The sequence below is a fragment of the Priestia sp. ST2 genome, assembly GCF_055810735.1.
On the sequence record NZ_JBVVNT010000001.1, the window covers coordinates 1116023 to 1133622 of the forward strand.

The 17600-nt window shown below is 35.8% G+C and carries 19 protein-coding genes; 15 read left to right on the forward strand and 4 right to left on the reverse strand.

Annotated elements, in window-relative coordinates; translation table 11 throughout:
* Positions 1-7 precede the first annotated feature (7 nt).
* Positions 8-523, reverse strand: a complete 516-nt coding sequence (locus tag AC0KUU_RS05775; protein WP_043978675.1) for a cyclophilin-like fold protein — start codon at positions 521-523, stop codon at positions 8-10.
* A gap of 178 nt (positions 524-701) precedes the next feature.
* On the opposite strand from AC0KUU_RS05775, the gene AC0KUU_RS05780 reads away from it, so the two are divergent.
* The gene (locus AC0KUU_RS05780; protein ID WP_043978677.1) at positions 702-1604 is read left to right on the forward strand and encodes a LysR family transcriptional regulator; all 903 of its coding nucleotides are present in this window, start codon (positions 702-704) and stop codon (positions 1602-1604) included.
* 154 nt (positions 1605-1758) lie between these two features.
* Here the strand turns inward: AC0KUU_RS05780 and AC0KUU_RS05785 are convergent, their stop codons facing one another.
* A complete protein-coding gene (locus AC0KUU_RS05785; protein ID WP_043978679.1) occupies positions 1759-2184 on the reverse strand; it encodes a MerR family transcriptional regulator in 426 nt (141 codons plus the stop codon).
* Between the two features lie 318 nt (positions 2185-2502).
* Between AC0KUU_RS05785 and AC0KUU_RS05790 the strand changes: the two genes are divergently transcribed.
* The 8 genes from AC0KUU_RS05790 (at position 2503) to AC0KUU_RS05825 (ending at position 9556) form a co-directional block, all read left to right on the forward strand.
* Positions 2503-3354, forward strand: a complete 852-nt coding sequence (locus AC0KUU_RS05790) for an aldo/keto reductase (RefSeq protein ID WP_322552348.1) — start codon at positions 2503-2505, stop codon at positions 3352-3354.
* Positions 3355-3675: 321 nt separating this feature from the next.
* A complete protein-coding gene (locus AC0KUU_RS05795) occupies positions 3676-3831 on the forward strand; it encodes a hypothetical protein (RefSeq protein WP_043978685.1) in 156 nt (51 codons plus the stop codon).
* A 276-nt stretch (positions 3832-4107) separates the two neighbouring features.
* The gene (locus AC0KUU_RS05800) at positions 4108-4437 is read left to right on the forward strand and encodes a PadR family transcriptional regulator (RefSeq protein WP_013084425.1); all 330 of its coding nucleotides are present in this window, start codon (positions 4108-4110) and stop codon (positions 4435-4437) included.
* On the forward strand, positions 4424-4987 hold the full coding sequence (locus AC0KUU_RS05805) for an HAAS signaling domain-containing protein (RefSeq protein ID WP_043978747.1): 564 nt from the start codon (positions 4424-4426) through the stop codon (positions 4985-4987). The genes AC0KUU_RS05800 and AC0KUU_RS05805 overlap by 14 nt, the downstream gene beginning before the upstream one ends.
* Complete coding sequence (locus AC0KUU_RS05810; protein ID WP_322552347.1) at positions 4977-5840, forward strand: DUF4097 family beta strand repeat-containing protein; 864 nt, start codon at positions 4977-4979, stop codon at positions 5838-5840. Before AC0KUU_RS05805 ends, AC0KUU_RS05810 begins: the two co-directional genes overlap by 11 nt.
* A gap of 375 nt (positions 5841-6215) precedes the next feature.
* Positions 6216-7382 (forward strand): alanine dehydrogenase, encoded by a 1167-nt coding sequence (locus AC0KUU_RS05815; RefSeq protein ID WP_322552346.1) that lies wholly within the window; start codon positions 6216-6218, stop codon positions 7380-7382.
* 21 nt (positions 7383-7403) lie between these two features.
* Entirely contained in the window at positions 7404-8822 is a 1419-nt protein-coding gene (locus tag AC0KUU_RS05820) for a sodium/glutamate symporter (RefSeq protein ID WP_043978691.1), read from the forward strand.
* Between the two features lie 347 nt (positions 8823-9169).
* The gene (locus tag AC0KUU_RS05825) at positions 9170-9556 is read left to right on the forward strand and encodes a hypothetical protein (RefSeq protein ID WP_043978693.1); all 387 of its coding nucleotides are present in this window, start codon (positions 9170-9172) and stop codon (positions 9554-9556) included.
* Between the two features lie 152 nt (positions 9557-9708).
* Here the strand turns inward: AC0KUU_RS05825 and AC0KUU_RS05830 are convergent, their stop codons facing one another.
* A complete protein-coding gene (locus AC0KUU_RS05830) occupies positions 9709-10821 on the reverse strand; it encodes a type II asparaginase (protein WP_043978695.1) in 1113 nt (370 codons plus the stop codon).
* A gap of 552 nt (positions 10822-11373) precedes the next feature.
* Positions 11374-12207, reverse strand: coding sequence for an STAS domain-containing protein (locus tag AC0KUU_RS05835; protein WP_043978698.1), 834 nt, complete (start codon positions 12205-12207; stop codon positions 11374-11376).
* A gap of 338 nt (positions 12208-12545) precedes the next feature.
* On the opposite strand from AC0KUU_RS05835, the gene AC0KUU_RS05840 reads away from it, so the two are divergent.
* The 6 genes from AC0KUU_RS05840 (at position 12546) to AC0KUU_RS05865 (ending at position 17506) form a co-directional block, all read left to right on the forward strand.
* Positions 12546-12743: a hypothetical protein gene (locus AC0KUU_RS05840; protein WP_043978700.1), complete on the forward strand. Its 198-nt coding sequence runs from the start codon at positions 12546-12548 to the stop codon at positions 12741-12743.
* A gap of 17 nt (positions 12744-12760) precedes the next feature.
* Positions 12761-13051 (forward strand): spore coat protein, encoded by a 291-nt coding sequence (locus AC0KUU_RS05845; RefSeq protein WP_060747271.1) that lies wholly within the window; start codon positions 12761-12763, stop codon positions 13049-13051.
* A 217-nt stretch (positions 13052-13268) separates the two neighbouring features.
* Positions 13269-14846 carry an FAD-dependent oxidoreductase gene (locus AC0KUU_RS05850; RefSeq protein WP_043978705.1) on the forward strand — a complete coding sequence of 526 codons (1578 nt, stop codon included), beginning with the start codon at positions 13269-13271 and terminating at the stop codon, positions 14844-14846.
* A 393-nt stretch (positions 14847-15239) separates the two neighbouring features.
* A complete protein-coding gene (locus AC0KUU_RS05855; RefSeq protein ID WP_043978708.1) occupies positions 15240-15647 on the forward strand; it encodes a hypothetical protein in 408 nt (135 codons plus the stop codon).
* 398 nt (positions 15648-16045) lie between these two features.
* The gene (locus AC0KUU_RS05860) at positions 16046-16540 is read left to right on the forward strand and encodes a hypothetical protein (protein WP_043978710.1); all 495 of its coding nucleotides are present in this window, start codon (positions 16046-16048) and stop codon (positions 16538-16540) included.
* Positions 16541-16960: 420 nt separating this feature from the next.
* Positions 16961-17506 carry a CBO0543 family protein gene (locus AC0KUU_RS05865; RefSeq protein ID WP_165575926.1) on the forward strand — a complete coding sequence of 182 codons (546 nt, stop codon included), beginning with the start codon at positions 16961-16963 and terminating at the stop codon, positions 17504-17506.
* Positions 17507-17600: the final 94 nt, after the last annotated feature.

Consider the following 17600-nt stretch of genomic DNA (forward strand, 5'->3'; position numbering starts at 1 on the left):
CATGTTTTTACTTAGTCACTTTTTCAATGGTAACTGTAAAATCACCATGAATATTTTCAACGTTTTCTTTTCCAGATTCAATTTGACCTAGTATGATAAGGTCATTTGTGGCATCCTCAAAACCTTTATAAAAAATAGCAACATTGCCCCAAGGAGCGTAATAAGCAAAGTCGCCTTTTTTTGATAGATCTCCGGCTTGTACATCATCTGCTGATAATCTTTTTTGTAAAATACTAATTTTCTCTTTACCTATATAATCTTCAAAAATGCCTGTTAAAGGCAATTGAGCTAGAAAAGCCATACTTGCTGGGTTATCGTATATCCTAATCAAGACTTCTTTATCGTTAAACGTTAATTTGATTCTTGTATCTGAAATACGATCTTCTTTTGGCTGTTCTGGTGCTTGGTTTGAAGGATTACTTGCATTATGATCTCTGTCCGCTGCAGATGAATTATTGTTGCTGCAAGCAGCGAGGCCAAGGCTTGCTACTAAGATAGAAGACAGACATAAAAGTTTTTTCATTTTAAGCTCCTTTCCACTTTGAATAATTAAAAATGGTGCTTTTGTGATATGAACTTCGTTGCTATTTATTCTAATGGCTCCTTTTAAATATAGAAAATGCTTATATCTTATATCGTGGTATGCTTGATAAGCATTTCTAAGACGTATACACTAAAAATTGTGAAAGGAGGAGGGGTATATGGAATTTCGAGTTTTACGCTATTTTCTTACGGTTGCAAGAGAAGGAAACATCACAAGAGCTGCTGATTTTTTGCATGTGACACAGCCAACTTTGTCGAGACAATTAAAAGATCTTGAACAAGAGTTAGATAAAAAACTATTTATTCGCAGCAGTCACAGTGTCATTCTGACAGATGAAGGAATGCTTCTGCGAAATAGGGCAGAGGAAATCGTTAATATGATGGATAAATTAGAGGCAGAGTTTAGTTCGATGGAAGAAACAATAGGTGGTGATGTCTATATAGGCGGCGGGGAAACTGAAGCGATGAAACATATTGCACGAGTAGCAAAAGATGTACAGGTACGTTATCCCAATATACGATATCACCTCTACAGCGGAAACGAAGAAGATATAACGGAACGGCTTGACAAGGGTCTGCTTGATTTCGGTATTTTAATTCAGCCAGCCGATATTTCAAAATACAATTATCTTAATATGCCTGCCAAAGATGTTTGGGGCGTCGTTATGAAAAAAGACAGCTCCCTTGCCGTCAAAGAAAGCATTCAAGCTGCGGATTTAGTAAACGTTCCACTGATTTGTTCACGACAAGCCGTGAAACAGACTTTTTCAAAAAATGAATTTGCGGATTGGTTCGGCGAAGATTTTCATAAATTGAATATTGTCACTACATACAATCTTGCCTATAATGCGGCGATTATGGTTGAAGAAGGCGTTGGATATGCCATAACACTTGATAAAATCGTCAACACATCTACTACTAGCAACCTTTGTTTCAGACCGTTACAGCCAAGACTTGAATCAGGTTTAAATATTGTGTGGAAAAAGCATCATGTTCTTTCAGCTGCGGCGGCTGCGTTTTTAAAAGAACTGCAGGAGGAATTTTCACACATTCGAAACTAACAGGGCATCGGTCTAGCTCAAACAAGTGGAGTAAAATAGCTGTAATTGCCCGGGACATGTTAAATAGAGTGAAAGTTGAAAAACGAGGATAGTAAAAGGCCGTATCTATGCGGTATGATAGATACGCCTTTTTGCTGCTGATATAGAGGTGATGTTAAGATCCTTGGAATGGTTTATTATATAGCAGCTCCCATTCGCCGGGATTCGTATCATCTGGAGATAAACCGTTCATAATGTCAAGATAGTGATTTGCTTTCTCTTCCATATACTTTACAGTTTTTTTCGCTTCCTCTAACTGAGCTTGAGCGATCTCTTTTTGCTTTAAAATGATCTCATAGCGCTCACGGATGGTACTTCCACCTTCTAAACACAAATTCACATAGGTTTTAATGTCTTCTACTTTCATTCCACATTGTTTTAAAAATTTTACACCTGTAAGCCAGTTAATGGACTCTTGATCAAAAAGGCGAGTGTTGTTTTTGTCACGCTGTACACTCGGCACTAATCCTTTATCCGTATAGAAACGAACGGTATGTTCCGTTATATCAAGTAGCTTAGCTACATCTTTCACCATATACACTTTCGCCACTCCCTAAACATTTTTTCTTTATTACTGTTTAAAATCCTATCACATTCGTGTAACACGAAGGCAAGAAGATGCTGATCGTTCAAGTTAATAAATTTGTTAGTACCCTCAAAGCAATCTAAACAAATACTCGGCAGAACATAAAGCTGAAGTATAGTTTATCCACTTCCTTCACCGTATACGCTTTAATTCCTCATTGAAAGATTTAACTTAATTTATGTAAAGTTCTTGACCTCGTGTTACACGAAGGGATTAGGATAATGTTTGTACAAGGTTAACCAAACTTACGATGTAAAACAGGAGGAATTTTATATGCAAAACGTTACTTTAAACAATGGTGTCGAAATGCCAATCTTAGGATTCGGTGTATTTCAAGTTCCAGATTCGGCTCAATGTGAACAGGCCGTATCCAACGCGCTTGAAGCAGGGTATCGTTTAATTGATACAGCGGCGGCCTATATGAATGAAGAGGCAGTTGGTGCGGCCATCAAAAAAAGCGGCATTCCAAGAGAAGAGCTTTTTATTACAACAAAGCTTTGGATTCAGGATCAAGGTTATGAAAGTGCTAAAAAAGCCTTTAATGTTTCTTTGGACAAACTAGGGCTTGACTATCTTGATTTGTACTTAATTCATCAGCCGTTTAATGACTATTATGGTTCTTGGCGCGCAATGGAAGAGCTTTATAAAGAAGGGGAAATTCGTGCTATCGGTGTATCCAACTTTTATCCGGATCGTTTAGTTGATTTAATCCTAAATAATGAAGTTGTTCCAGCTGTAAACCAAGTGGAGAATCATCCGTTCTTTCAACAGAAAGATGCAAAAAAAGTGATGGAAGAATACGGGGTACAAATACAAGCATGGGGACCATTTGCAGAAGGTCAGAATAATATCTTCCAAAATGAATTACTTTCTGGTATTGGGGCGAAATACGGAAAAACAGTCGCACAAGTTATTTTGCGCTGGCATATTCAACGCGGTGTTGTGACCATTCCAAAATCTGTTCGCAAAGAACGTATTGCGGAAAACTTTGATGTCTGGGATTTCACGTTACGTGAGGAAGATATAGCCGCAATTACTGCTATGGACAGCGGGAAAAGTGAAATCATTGATCATTTTACTGCCGATACGGCTAAAGCCTTAAATGGATGGGAAATTCATAAATAATGAAAGATTTGCACCATCTAGAAAATGAAATTTTTGATAGTAGTCTACTTTAAAACAGCCATAAAATTGGCTGTTTTTTATTGTTTGAAAATGTAAAATAACGGCTTCTTTTTTCTTTAATTTATTACAAAAAAATCAAATACACGTAAGACATTTCTATCAAATGCGATAACAGCTGTTAAATTTTATCTTAAAAGTGATATTCTTATAAACATTCAATCAGTATGCTTTTAAAGCTATTTATGGATTTAATGTTAGGGTATGAAACAAGTATGGAGAGCCACGATTACTTTATTATTTTAAACGAAGGATGAGTGATGTATGAACAAGCTTATAATACCAGCCGTATTAGTGATCTTCGCTTTATGGATTTTATTACAATTGGCTTTAGGAGGGAATATTTTCAAAAATCCTCTAAATTATTTTATTTTAATAACGGTTTTCTTTTTATTTATCCAACAAGCTAAGGAGAAATAGCCTGACATGATCGCTGCTGTGTAGTCTATAGTTATAGGCTGCTTTTTCTTTTGGCCTCGTTTAAAATAATTCCATCTATGAGCTAATTAGAAAAAGAAGCTTGAACCTTGCTTTATAAAAAATACCTTACGACTGTATTGAAATTTTAAAAAAATATTAAACAGTACCTTGCAATAAACAATAGCTGATGATATATTGTAATTATTAGGAAATGGTTATAAAACAGTACTATACAATGAACAGTAGTGAACTGTGAAAAGTAAAGGGTGAAGAACAGTGAACGTACAATTTAAAAAAGGAGTTTTAGAGCTTTGTGTCCTTGTGTTGCTTGATAAAAAAGACCGCTATGGATATGAATTAGTTCAAAAAATCTCCGATCAAATTGAAATATCAGAAGGGTCGGTATATCCTCTTCTGCGCCGATTAACAAAAGAAGAATACTTCACAACGTACCTAAAAGAATCTACAGAAGGTCCCTCAAGGAAATATTATCAGCTTACCGATAAAGGAAGAGATTATTTATACAAACTTGTCGATGAATGGAACGAGTTTTCAAGAGGTGTTAATCAATTAATTAAAGAAGGTGTGAACAATGTCGAAGAGTAAATTTTTACAGCAATTAAATGAATCCTTAAAACCATTGTCTTCGAAAGAACGGGCAGATATTTTACAAGATTATGAAGAGCATTTTTCCATTGGCTTAGAAGAAGGAAAAACAGAGGAAGAAATTGTAACGTCGCTAGGTTCTCCGAATCAAATAGCTAAAGAATTGCTCGCAGATTATCACGTTGAGCAAGCAACAGCTAAGGCAACAACTCAAAATATTTTAAGAGCCACGTGGGCCGTAATTGGTTTAGCTTTTTTCAATGTAGTAATTGTTCTTGGGCCCGCCGTGGCATTAGCTGGCTTCATTTTGTCAGCTTGGGCCATAGGTCTATGTTTCTTGCTATCTCCCATTCTAGTTCTCGGTGAGGCTATTGTACATTGGAGCGGCTTTTTTCTCTTTAATTTATTTATGTCTTTAGCATTTTGCGGAATTGGATATTTTATTATGTTAGGTATGTTAGTTGTAACGAAGCTAGCTATAAAAGGCTTTGTACGTTATCTAAAATACAATGTATCACTCGTGAAAGGCGGTTTAAAACGTGCTGAATAAAAAGAAACTCTCCATTCTTGCAGGTATTCTCATCCTTGTTGGGATTATAGGAGGCCTCCTTACGTATCGTGCTATTGATCCTGAACCTATTTCAAAAGAAAAAGTTATTAAAAGCAATCAAGTATTCAAGGTAAACATTGATACGGATAATACTCGTGTTCATGTGTACCCTATCAAAGGCGATAATATCAAAGTAACATTAAAAGGAGAAACATCTACTAATATAAAAAGAGACTTCACTACTGCCGTTAAAAATTCAACGCTTTTCATCTCCTATAATGAACAACAGCGCAGCTGGGTCAATTTTGACATTGTTAGTGTATTAAAACCGCTATCCATCAACGTTTATCTGCCTGAAAAACAGTATAATTCATTGGGGATTTCCAGCAACAATGGGTATGTGTCTGTTAAAAAATTACGCGCAGCAGATATTTCCATTCGTGCAAACAATGGGCGTGTAGAATTAGAGAACATTGATTCACAAAACTTGAACACCAGCGTACACAATGGACTTACAAGCATAAAAAATGCTGCAGCAAAAACGGTTAAAGCAAAAGGGAATAATGGGAAAATAACGCTCAGTAACGTGGAAGGTAGTTTAAAAGGGGAAACCCATAACGGAAGTATCGCCTTAGAAACAAAAGAACTTGATCGAGATATTGACCTTAAAACGAACAATGGAAAGATTAAAATTACGACGGAAAAAGAACCAAGTAACGTTCAATTTAATGTTTCCGTGGACAATGGAAAAGTCGATATTCTAAATAAATATGATAGGGACGCTGTTATTGGAAAAGGAAAGAATATTATTAAACTAGCCACTCATAACGGCAGTATTTCCGTAACAAAGTAGCCTGTTAGCTCTACGGCACAAAGCTCATCTGCAAAAAAGCAGAGGCACAGCTAGCCGCAGATAATCAAAAAAAGGTTTCACTCATTGAACGTTGATGAGTGGAACCTTTTTTCTATGCAAGATTAATAAGGTAACAGCTTGTCATGACATATATAAACAGTATTAATTTCAGATCCTTTTGAATTTTTATTCATTTTAATTTATACTTTGGTAAGTAAATGCAGAATAAGGTTCTATTAGAACAATCTCTCCAAAGTTTGTGTGTAGCAAGATAAGGTACATTTACTTTAATCTGAATATTTCTAATAATTTCTTTAATCTTAAGATCACGCATGAAGGAGAGGCATTTACAAAAATGAATTTAGGGGGATCAACATGATATTTGGTGTATTAAAAGACAATAAAGTGGGAGAGTATCGAGTCATTATGACACCTTTAGAGGTTGCTACTATTAAAGACGATGGCCATACGGTCCTTGTTCAAAAAGATGCGGGCGCATTAGCGGGATTTACGAATGAACAGTATGAAAAAGAAGGGGCCGAAATAGTAGAAACAACAGAAGAGATGTATGAAAGATGTGACTTTATAGCAAAAGTTAAAGAGATTGAAGAAAATGAGTATAAGTTGCTCAAGGAAAATCAAATTATCTATACGTGTATACATCCAGCTGCACATAAAGAGCAGGTACAAGCTATCCTCGATAGCAAATGTATCGCGTTCACTGCGGAAGATTCACATCGATTTGGTTCAGTAAACTGTGAAGCAGCAGGAAAACAAGGCGCACTAATGGGGCTTCAAGCCATGCTGACGATTAACGGAGGAAAAGGAAAATTTGTTAGTGGCTTAGCTGGAGCTCCCGGTATGAAGGTACTGATCCTTGGAGGAGGACTAGTAGGGAGGTCCGCTCTGCAAGTTTTACATTCATTAGGTGCGTGGTGTACGGTTATGGATATAAATTACGGAACATTAAGAGATATCGGCAAAACGTATAATGAAAAAGTGAATACTCAGCTATCAACTAAGCAAAATATTAAAAAACTGCTTCCTGAAACTGATATGGTAATTAACTGTGTGAAATGGCCAAAGGAACGCAAAGATTATTTAATAGAATACGATATGCTCAATTTAATGGAAAAAGGATCAGTTATTGTAGATATTAGCAATGACACTGACGGTGCAATTGAATCTTTCCGTGAAACAACTCATGAACATCCTACATATATTGAAAATGGTGTCGTTCATTACTGTGTCAGCAATATTCCTGGAGCGATTGCTAACTCTACTTCTGTAGCTTATGCAGCGTCCGTGCTGCCACATATTCAGTCCATCCTAAATTCAGGTGTAAAATCAGCCTGTATCAAAGATGGATTTTTAAGACGCAGCTTAACCGCTTATAAAGGATACCTCACACATGAAGAAACAAGTGCTATACAAAATAGACCTTGGGTCAGACCAGAGGACGTATTACATATACAAGGGGAAAAGCTAGACCCAGCACCACCCGCTACATCAACAAGATCAGCTAATTTGTTAAGTATTTAACGTTGCAAAAGGAGGGTACAAATGACTGTATATACGATACTAGTAGATTTTGCTTGTGCCAGTGTTCTGATTTTAATAGGTATGCTGCTTCGTGCAAAATTTAAATTTATCCAAAGAAGTTTTATTCCAGCAAGCTTATTGGCAGGTTTTTTAGGTTTAGCATTAGGACCTAGCTTTTTAAACATCCTACCTTTTTCTGAAGATATTAGCTCCTATGCAGGGATTATTACCATTTTTGTATTTGCGGCAGTTGGAATAAACGGGTTTTCTTTTTCACCCGGCAATATGAAAAAAGATATCAATCGAATGGGCGCATATGCCACTTATAAAATTCTTTGTATAGGCCTTCAAATGTCTATTCCAATTGTCTTTTCTATTTTAGTGATTTCAAAGTTTGCTCCAGAAATTAATAACGGATTTGGTTTACTTTTAGCAGCCGGATTTTATGGAGGTCATGGAACAGCGGCAGCGGTAGGTACAACCTTTGAAAACTTAGGCTGGGAAAATGCAACGGACTTAGGAATGACCGCTGCTACTGGCGGTATTTTAGCAGGTATTTTTGGTGGACTTATTTTTATAAAATGGGCAACTCGAAAGGGATACACTCATTACGTAAAAGACTTCTCGGAAATTTCGGAGGATTTAAAAACAGGATTAGTTCAGCCTAAAAATAGAACGGCAATGGGGGATGATACTATTTCACCAATTGCGATGGATCCATTAGCCTTTCATTTAGCATTATTAGTGGTGCCATCAGGTTTGGGATACTTATTAAATAATTATATTGCGACTGCTTGGGGACTAGAATTCCCAACGTTTACAATAGCATTTTTGATAGCGCTGCTTATGTACATATTGCTAGGCAAAGGAGAAAAAGGGGTTTATAAATACGTTGATAGTAAGGTAGTCGATCGTTTAGGCAGTGCAGCAACCGATTTTCTTGTATTTTTTGGGGTAGCTTCAATTAAATTACCTATTGTTGTGGAATATGCACTTCCACTTGGTTTATTAATGCTTTCAGGTATAGCAATAGTAGTGGTGATGCTAGTCGTAATTGGACCGGCTATGAACTATGAAAGCTGGTTTGAACGTTCCATATTTGTGTATGGCTATTCAACAGGTGTATTTGCTATTGGACTTACATTATTAAGAATTATTGACCCTAATAATAAATCAAAAACACTTACAGATACAGCAGTAGTTGGACCGCTTAATACACCGTTAGAATTATTTGCGTGGTCAGCAGGGCCTGTTATGCTACTAAGCGGACAGCACTGGACGTTTGTTGGGATTTTTGCAGGAATATCTATCCTATGTTTCGTCATCGCTAGAATCTTCAAATGGTGGCACTGGAAGGTTCCTTTAGGCGAGCGTCCTCCTGTTCCATTAGATAGAAATGAAGGGTTTATTCGAATAGCTGGAGAACATATTGAAAAATAACGTAGGTTAAATAAAATATGCATACTAAACTCATTCTATTTATATCTTATGAATGAGAGACAAGAGCCCGTAAACGTATGTTTACGGGCTCTTACAATGCAATGAGAAGCTTGTGATAGAGAAGGGGAATTCTTTAGTTTTCTAACAGGATTTTTCTCTTGTCTTTCCTCCTGAACGAATTGTTCGCAAGGGACTTACATTAAGCTCGTGATAAGTCCTATTGTACTCTCCGTAAGCAGAAAACTTTAAAAAATATACCTTCTTTTATGCTGAAAAAGGAATATTTCTTTAAATAAAACGATACTATTTTCTGATACAACCTATTCCTGCGAAAGGAGCAAAAATAAATGAAACGATATGTTGCATACGGCTTGTTGCTCACAGTGTCTTTAGTATTTGCGCTTTTTTTAATTGTTGATTGGCGCCAATACGAAACTGGTTTAGAACATGCTATTAAGCCTGCTGCTAAGAACTATGAGAACAGCAAAAACTATGTTTCTGACGAACGTATGATAGATGTCATTGTAAAGCTAACGGAAGAAAGTCCTGCAACATTTGGAACAAGATTAAAAAGTGCGCAAAGAATAGATGAGGGGCGTGTCCATGTGAATACCAATAAGCTAGAGGGCATTATTGAGTTAAAAGATATAGAAGGCAAGACCTTGGTATGGCGTGTACTAGACAACACATCAAATCATTTAATTATAGAAAGCAAGAACTGGGGAAATGAATAAGGGACCTGCGGATGGTTTCTTTCCTAATTAAAAGAGGGTGAGAAAAAGTATGTTAGTGATGTCTCAACCTCTTTATGTCCTTCTTATAAGCTGCCATTGCCAATTGTTATTGGAAAATTTAGCTAAAACAGAGGATGAAAGATATTTTTGATTTAATACTCATTAAAGTAGGTTTGAATCTTTTGAGGGTCCTTTGTTTTTGTTAAAGCAAGCATTAAAAGAATACGGGCTTTTTGTGGATTTAATGAATCGGATGTAACAAACGTATCTTTATCATCTGATTCTTCATGTGTCACAACTCCGCTTCCTACCCGGCTAGATCTAACCATAACTACGCCTTTTTTTACCGCATCTCTAGCACCTGTTAGAGCAGCATCGGATAGCAGTCCATTTCCTGCTCCTGCAACGACTATTCCTTTTGCTCCAGTTTTTACGGCTGTGTCATAAAAGTCCCTAGAATCGTTTTGATACCCATATATGATATCTACTTGAGGAAGCTTATCTAATTTTGATACATCGAATATTGATTGTGTTGTATGCTTGCGAGTTGGTTTGTTATAAAATATTATCTTATCTCCAGCTATTTCTCCTACATATCCTTGTTCAGAGGATTTAAACGTATCTACTGCCGTTGTATGTGTTTTTGTTATATAACGAGCTGCACCAATTCGATCGTTAAGCGCTACTAAAACGCCGGTATTTCGTGCGTCTTTTGTAGAAGCAATTTTCACTGCATTATACAAGTTTAGCGGTCCATCTGCACTTATAGCGGTAGCTGGTCTCATTGAACCAACCACAACCACAGGTTTGTCACTCTTTACTACTAAATTTAGAAAATAAGCCGTTTCCTCCATCGTATCAGATCCGTGTGTCACGACAATTCCATCAACATCCTTAGAAGCTAATAGTGTATTAATCCGCTTCGCTAACTTTAACAAAATACTGTTATCTATATTTTGACTTCCGATATTTACGACCTGTTCTCCGCTTACATTCGCTATTTTTTTCAACTGAGGAACAGCTTTGATAATTGCTTTAATGTTAAGAGCTCCTGATTCATATCCAGTTGTGTCTGTGCTGCTTTCAGAAGAGCCTGCAATCGTACCTCCAGTGGCCAAAATCTTTATATTAGGCTGCTCTTCTTTCACTGAATGTTTTACAGTCATTTTAGAATCATTTACCGATGCATTGACCAATGATAAAGGTCCCGAAAATAAGATAACGCTTGATAAAAAGGTGATGCCTATTATTTTTTTCAGTTTCATCTTTATTTAGCTCCTTTTGTTGAAAATACATGTAATGGTATTATTGATGATTTAATTTTAAAATATCCAATCATTTGTCCATACGAAGAATAAATAGATAAATGAATTATTTTTATAAGCTACTTTACTATCAAACGGATTATAAGAACGGGAAACCCTTAATGAAAAATGTGCAAACCATTTAAATATGTTAAGATTGATTTCATCATTTACATAACTTATAGAAGAAGCTCGTCAAAAAGAAGCCTTGGCTAATCATAGCAAAGGCTTCTTTTTGACGAGAATTATGATGAATATGACTAGCTTAAAAGAAATGCACCCAATACTGCTTTTTTTATTTCTATCTGTCAATATTAGGAGGCCTAAAAGCTAACTCACAGTAGAAGAGAACTCAAAAATATACAGTTCTTTTTCTTCATATTAGTATGTTAGCAGTGGAAGAACAAATAAATTATTTGTTCTCTTTGTACCTGAAGTTTCCTCCTAATGGGAAGGGTACGTCTATTTATGATATAACCGACATAAAAAAATACTTAGTACTTTAATTCAATATCACTCATGCAAAAGCTTATTTACTGCATCTTTTAACTTTCCATAAGTTTTCAATTTGCTCATATCTATTCCTAATTGAACAGCAGTTAAGGCTATTTCCGGACGGATACCTGTGATGGTTGTATCAATGCCAAGTAGGTCCAACATCTTTATAACCTGAAATAATTCATTGGTCATCATAGTATCAATCGAAGGTGCACCTGATAAGTCAATAATTAAGCAAGACAGATTGAGCTCTTTTGCTTGCAGCATAACTTTCTTTGCAAAATCACTATTCTTATAATCATCAACCTGACCAATTAGAGGCAGCACACCCACTGTATCGGAAATACTGATGACAGGCGTGCTAAGCTCAGAAATCAGCATTTTTTGAGCTTGAGACTGCGCTTCTGAAACTTGTCCGTAATAAAGCGTAAAAAGTTCTATCATCCGATCAAACGCTTCATTCACTACTTTATTCCATAAAAAAAGCTCTTCGTATGTAATGCTAGATGAATGAAGGTGAAAAAATGATTCAATCTGTTTAAAAAAGATTAAACGAAACTTTTTAAAATGATGAATACTATGATAAAGAGAATCGCCTCTTTGAGCCCTTTTTGAGGCAACTTCCTGTGCCCAGTCACTAAGAGTATCTAATGACTCTCCTATAAGAACTTTTACAATTTTACAAGTGAAATATTGATTTTGTACTCGAAGATATTCGGTTGTTTGGGAAGAGGCATCAGCTGTGTAGATTGAATCCTTTTCCACTTCCCGTGAGTCTAGCCATTCTTGAGACATTTCATCAATATGTTCTAGTAAAAAGTCATGTAGCTTTTCTGTTATTTCCTGCATAACATGTTCTCCTTTATTGTTATCTAACGTTCCGTTTCCCGGTTTACTTGTATGAAAAACTTCTACTTGTTTATGAAGCATCTTGAATATGTAATTGGTAACTATTTATTTAACGTTTCGTTATTATTTAATGTCAGAGGACTCTCTTAATTTTTAATATCTCCTTCTTCCTCCTTTTGATATAGAAAATGGTTTATATAAATGGACTCATTTATGCTAGTTGTAATACCCGGGCGCATTTTTCTGAAACATTAAAAAAATTAGATAATTACTGTTTAAATGGAAACAAGCTGGGAATATAGTTCACAAGCCAGAAAATTCTAAGGAGGAATTGAGACATGTCAAAAAAATTAGCTATGCACGAGACGCTAGAAGTTCATGAAATCTTAACGCTTAAAACGTCGTGTGTAACAAAAGGCACAGCAATGCTGGAATTGGTAGAGGACGAAAAATTAAAAAAGATTTTGGAAGAAGACGTCCAAACGTCTACTGAAGCAATTAATGAATTGAAAAAAATCTTAAAGAAAGCTCAATAAACAGGAGGGATTTAGGAATGGCTGCTAAAAGTACGCTTAACAAAACATTAGATGATCTTGCTATTGCAACTGATTTGTTGTTATCAGCGAAAAACGGTGTACGAACATATGCCGTAGCTCTCACGGAAACAGCAACTCCAGAAGTTCGGAAAGTATTAAAAAAACAATTGGATGAAGCCATCGAACTTCATGAAAAGATTGCTCAATATATGATTGATAATGAAATGTATCATGCCTATGATGTTGAAGAGCAAGTAAATCACGATTTAAAAAAAGCAGATAAAGCGTTAGAGTTAGCAAAAGGTTAAAATCAATATTCGTAGATATATATTTTCTATAAAAAAGAGAAAGTCTAATTCAAATAGACTCTCTCTTTTTTTATCTATATTAAAGACTTTTTGAATTAAGATTATAAAATCATACAAGTCCACATATCGAAGGCTGTATTCCTCATATAAGTATGAACTTTAAATAAATGGAAATCCTGATAACACTACTATCAAAATATTGAATGGAGGTCGTAATGTGACTCATAATGAACACAAGGGAGAACAGCTTCCGCAGACGCCTGAACCATACTGGAGAGATTTTATTGATTTGCCGGAGTTTCCCGCTTTAGATAATGACATGGATGTAGATGTTGTAGTTGTAGGCGGAGGGATTACAGGTCTTACTTCTGCGTACCTCTTAGTCAATGAAGGTCTAAAGGTAGCCGTTTTAGAAGCAGGAAGACTATTGAATGGCACAACGGGACATACGACAGCAAAAGTTACTGCCCAGCACGATTTGATCTACGATGAGTTTATTCAGAATTTTGGAAGAAGTAAGGCAAGATTATACTATGAAGCTAATGCGGATGCCTTGAATTTTATTAAGAAAACAGTTGAAGAACATCAAATTGATTGTGATTTCATCATGCAAGATGCTTACATATATGCTACTACTGATGAGTATGCTCTAAAACTTGAAAAAGAGGCAGAAGCTTATAAGGAACTTAACATTGATGGTGAATTGGCAGACCATATTCCTTTTAACGTAAAAATTAAAAAAGCCCTTGTGATGAAAGACCAGGCACAGTTTCATCCGATTAAATACCTCGTTCACCTCGTTCAAGCTATTAAGCAAAAAGGCGGACTTATCTTTGAACATACAACGGCAGTGAATATTGAATCTGGGGATAAGCAAACAGTTCTTACACGAGAAGGGATGCGTGTTACAGGAAGCTACGTTCTTTCTTGCTCGCATTTTCCTTTCTATGAAGGGCTGGGCCTTTACTCTGCTAGAATGCACGCTGACCGCTCATATATCCTTGCTGTTAAAGCCAAAGAAGCTTATCCAGGTGGAATGTATATTAGCGCTGATCAACCAACACGTTCCCTGCGTTCTACAGTTATTAACGGTGAGGAAATGGTTCTTGTAGCGGGAGAAAGCCATCAAACAGGCCAAGGAAAAGATACAATGGAACATTATAAAGCGTTAAAGAATTTTGGTGAACAAGTTTTCGACATAGAAAATATTGTATATCGCTGGTCAGCACAAGACTTAGTCACGCTTGATAAACTTCCTTATATTGGAGAAATCACCTCGAGTCAACCTAATATACTCGTCGCTACTGGTTATAGGAAATGGGGAATGACAAATGGAACAGCAGCAGCACTCTTATTCAGAGATATAATTCTAGGCAAAGAGAACGCCTATCAACATTTATATTCGCCATCGCGTTTTTACGCAAACCCCAGCTTGAAAAATTTCTTAGTAGAAAATGCTGATGTCGTAAGCCATCTCATCAAAGGTAAGCTTGAAATCTCTGATGTAAGAGCTGAAGATCTATCTAATGATGAAGGGGCGGTAATTACGGTTCGAGGCCATCGAAAGGGAGCCTACAAAGATCAAGAAGGAAAAATCCACATTGTAGATACAACCTGTACTCACATTGGCTGCGAAGTCGAATGGAACAGTGGAGATCGTTCTTGGGATTGCCCTTGCCATGGATCTAGATTTTCTTATACAGGAGAAGTTATAGAAGGTCCAGCAGAAAAGCCTCTGCAGAAATATGATTACACCATGATCGATAACCTTACATCAGAGGATTCTGGGTATTAAAGACATTCTTTCTTTATGAAAATTATTTAAAACGGCAGGCTAGATCATGAACCCTCAGTTGGATTTGAAATCTCTGACTGCAGGGTTCTTTTTTTACTGTTTTACTAAAGGTATGATAATGATGAACTACAATTTCTTTTATGTAAACCTCCTATAATTAATTTGACTTCTTCTATCATAAATATCACATACTTTTTTCCATTTTAATTCACACTGAATATATGTTTTTATTCCTCACAATCAGCAGAAAACCATACAAAATAAACATTTTTCTACCAGTTATAAGAAATAGCTTGCGAACAAAAAATTGTTCATTTTTTCCAAACATTTTTCTTACAGGAACAGACAATTATAAACAAGTACGTTCTATCTACTTTAAGGAGGTTTTTAAGAATGACTAAAAACAATCAACGCTATAAGCAAAAAGATGCTCACCTGCTTGGAGGGAATATTACTGATACTGAATTAGGACAAGAACTGGGAAGCATTCATCAAGCAATTTCCCAGCTAAGTCAAAACTTTTCTCAGTTACAAAATTCTCAACAAGGTGCTCAAACAAGCCAAGCATCAAATCCATTAATGCAGCAGATGCAAATGTTTAGCTCTCAGGCTCAACAGCAAATGCAGCAAACAGACCAACAAGTTCAACAAAATATTCAACAAGCGATTCAATCTATGAACCAAGCTCTTCAAGGCATTCAGGCTAATCAAGTTATGCAGCAAATGTATCAGGCTATTCAGCAAGGTCAACAGCAACAAAATCAACGCCAATCGTCGAACCAAAATCAACAAATTCAATAATGAATTACCTGCAAATTTGCAGGTAGTGATATAGCAATTTTTATAAAATAGGGGTTTTAATTTACGTTTTAATTAGAACCCCTATCTTTACAGAAATTGAGTATTTGGCCTGTAGGTTTTAATTGTAATCATGCTGGAAAGTAAATAAAAAAAGACCTCATTATAATTGAAGTCTTTCTTCTCTTGAAAGATGAACGTTAGTATCTATTAAAGAGTTAGAATTGAAACAATTCTGTAATTTTAAGTTGTCCATAGAGCTTGTTTTTATACGCTCTTGCTTTCATAGCTAATAGTAGAGAAAAATGAATTAAATTTCTTTGTTAATTACTATGTATGTTTCGAGAAGAATTGGAAAAGTATAAAGAAGTACGTGTTATCTATTTTAAGGAGGATTTTATATGACTCAAAATAATCAACAACAAGATCAGCAACAAAAACAAAAAGAGGCTCAGTTACTTGGAACTAAAATTACAGATGTTGAGCTAGGCCAAGAATTGGGGAGCATTCGCCAAGAAATTTCCCAATTAAGCCAAAACTTGTCTCAACTGCAAAACATTCAGCAAATGTCTCAGCAAGGATCACAACAGAATTCTCAAAGCAGCCAAGGCTCTAACTCTTTAATGCATCAAATGCAATCATTTAGTTCTCAGGCTCAGCAGCAGATGCAGCAAACAGACCAACAAATTCAACAAAATATTCAACAAGCGATTCAATCTATGAATCAGGCTCTTCAAGGTATCCAAGCAAATCAAACTATGCAGAAGATGAATCAAGCTGTCCAACAAGCTCAACAGCCATTTGGATCACAAGGGTTTCAAGCATCCGGAAGCCAAAACCAACAAAACCAACAAAATCAACATTCACATGACCAACAAAATCAAATTCAATTGTGATCTTAGAAAGCGAGCATTTGGAAATTTTTAATTAAAGGAATTTCCTCTACATTTTGCTCTTTTAATGTAGTCAACCTCCATGAAACCAAAGGTCATGGGGGTTTTCGTAATTCTCCGTATTCTTGATATCATAGTATTTCATACACTTCATTTTTTATGCAGATGACTATTTCTTACTCCTTTTAAACTATATAAGACGCCATAAAGCGTCCATTTGGAAATCCTCATTGTTTCAAGTTGACAGCATTCATCAAGAACAGCTGCTAGCTCTGTTCAGCAGCTGTTTTTGTCTTTTTGATGTATACCATTATATCGAAAGCTATTTTCCATAATGAATTTTATCAGAATTAACACGTTAAAATACATATTATCTAAGCGCGTTGCAAATATCTAAGGTATTAACGTTGAAAGGAAAAATGAATGAAAAATAAAGAATCCATTTATGATACCTATTTTGAAAAGCAAAAAGAGCTGAATGATGAAAAACTTCATATTTGGTTAGACTATACAGTATTTAGTTGGAGATGGTGGTTAGGAGTATTACTTATACTGGTGATGATTGGAATTTTGATAAAGTTCAGAAAAAAAGAAAGTACAGATCGTTTATTATACACCGGTCTTTTTGTAGCTATCTTTTCTTCATTTCTTGATATGATTGGAGACTTTTTAGGCCTGTGGGATTACCGGTATGAAGTATTTCCTTTAACTTCTAACTACTTGCCGTGGGACTTATTTTTATTACCCATCTCCATGATATTTTTTATACAAGTAAAGCCTAAAATTAACCCCGTAATCAAAGCACTGATTTATTCAGCAGTAGGTGCTTTTATTGGCCTTCCACTACTTAATTGGATTGGCATTTATAAACCGCTGCACTGGAGGTACATTTATTCCTTTCCTATTCTAATTGTTATTTACTTAGCTGCATCCTACATAGCTTCTAGAAGAAAGTTTGAAAAACTATAGGTGGAAATGTTAAGGCTAATGTTCAATAATTAAAGCAAGCTACTCAAGATGCAATAGAGCATCCGCTAATGATTATTGTTAATGCAACTCATAG